3 protein-coding genes are annotated in these 1557 nt (G+C 74.1%); 2 read left to right on the top strand and 1 reads right to left on the bottom strand.

Features of this window, described 5'->3' with window-relative positions; translation table 11 throughout:
- Nucleotides 1-74: 74 nt before the first annotated feature.
- Nucleotides 75-947: a 1,4-dihydroxy-2-naphthoate polyprenyltransferase gene (locus HMPREF3105_RS10915; RefSeq protein ID WP_036381010.1), complete on the top strand. Its 873-nt coding sequence runs from the start codon at nucleotides 75-77 to the stop codon at nucleotides 945-947.
- Nucleotides 948-1004: 57 nt separating this feature from the next.
- On the opposite strand, the gene HMPREF3105_RS10920 is transcribed toward HMPREF3105_RS10915, so the two are convergent.
- Nucleotides 1005-1280: a DUF4229 domain-containing protein gene (locus HMPREF3105_RS10920; RefSeq protein WP_036381007.1), complete on the bottom strand. Its 276-nt coding sequence runs from the start codon at nucleotides 1278-1280 to the stop codon at nucleotides 1005-1007.
- A gap of 69 nt (nucleotides 1281-1349) precedes the next feature.
- Between HMPREF3105_RS10920 and HMPREF3105_RS10925 the strand changes: the two genes are divergently transcribed.
- Nucleotides 1350-1557: PLDc N-terminal domain-containing protein (locus tag HMPREF3105_RS10925; RefSeq protein WP_210401450.1), on the top strand; the 208-nt coding region annotated here is incomplete at its 3' end.

Here is a 1557-nt window from a genome sequence, read left to right on the forward strand (position 1 = left end):
CGGCCGTGCTCCGCCGTCGACCCGGCCCGCCGCGCGCCGCTGCCCACCCCGCTCCCCAGGAGGAACCCCCGCCCATGGCCGCCACGCTCTCCCAGTGGGTCGCCGCCGCGCGCCTGCGCACGCTGCCCATGGCGATCGCCCCCGTGATCGTCGGTTCGGCCGCCGCCGCGGAGCTCGGCTCCTTCCACCTCGGCGCAGCGCTGCTGGCCCTCGTGGTGTCGCTCGCGCTGCAGATCGGCGTGAACTACGCCAACGACTACTCGGACGGCATCCGCGGCACCGACGACGAGCGCGTCGGCCCCTTCCGGCTCACCGTCTCCGGGCTCGTGCCCGCGGTCCAGGTGAAACAGGCGGCCTTCGCGTCCTTCGGCCTCGCCGGGCTGGCCGGCCTGGGGCTCATCCTGCTCTCGGGGCACTGGTGGTTCCTGCTGGTCGGCGTCGCCTGCGTGCTGGCCGCGTGGTTCTACACCGGCGGGAAGCGGCCGTACGGGTACCTCGGCCTCGGCGAGGTGTTCGTGTTCGTGTTCTTCGGGCTGGTGGCCGTCCTCGGCACCACGTACACCCAGGCCGACGCCGTCAGCGGCCTGGCCTGGGCCGGCGCGATCGGCTGTGGGCTGATCTCCACGGCCCTGCTCATGGCCAACAACATCCGGGACATCCCCACGGACCGCGAGGTCGGGAAGATGACGCTGGCCGCCCGCCTGGGCGACGGACCCGCGCGGGCGTCCTACGCCGTCATGCTGGCCGTCGCCCTGCTGCTGCCGCTGTTCTGGGTGGCGGTGCACCCGGGGCTGCTGCTCGTGCCGATCGGCGGCCTGCTCGCGATCCGGCCGATCCGCACGGTGCTGCGCGCCGACGACCGCCGGGCGCTGATTCCGGTGCTGCGCGCGACCGGCGTGATCGGGATCGTCTACGCGATCACGTTCACCCTCGGCGCGCTGCTCTGAGCCGCACGGGATGACGGCGGCGCCGGCGGCGTCATCCGCCCCGTCGCCCCGCGGGGCTCACTCGCGGAACCGGCCCTCGGTGTAGGCGTCCTCGGCGTCCGCGTCGGCGGTCTCGGTGCGGCCCCGGCGGCCCGGGCGGCCCTCCCACGCGGCGGACAGGTCCTCGGTGGCCCCCGTGCGCAGGCGGCCGAGGAAGAGGTAGCTGATCGCGAACGTCAGGATCGTGGCCGCGATCACCCCGAAGATCATCCCGAGGTCCATCACGTAGTAGAACAGCGCCCACAGGGCGACGAAGACGACCACGCGGACCAGACCGTAGAAGAAGATGCGCACCGGTCCATCCTACGAGGACGGACGCCCCGCCCGCCCGCCGACCCCACAGCCCGCGCCTAGACTGGCGGGATGGGCCGCTTCATCATCCCCGCCGCGATCATCCTCGCCGGACTGACCCTCTACGCGCTGTTCGAGGCGCTGCTCACCCCCGCCCGCGAGGTGCGCAGCCTGCCGAAGACGGCGTGGGTGGCGGTCATCGTGCTCGTGCCGCTCGTGGGGCCGCTGCTGTGGCTGCTGCTCGGCCGCGCCCGCCCGGCCGGCGCGGGCGGACGGGCCG

Origin of the sequence: Micrococcus sp. HMSC31B01, from assembly GCF_001816085.1 — a bacterium.
GTDB classification, from domain to species: Bacteria; Actinomycetota; Actinomycetes; order Actinomycetales; family Micrococcaceae; genus Micrococcus; species Micrococcus luteus.

What these genes read in the sequence shown, in the direction of transcription:
- HMPREF3105_RS10915 (WP_036381010.1), top strand. Translation starts at nt 75, where the DNA reads ATGGCCGCCACGCTCTCCCAGTGGGTCGCCGCCGCGCGCCTGCGCACG.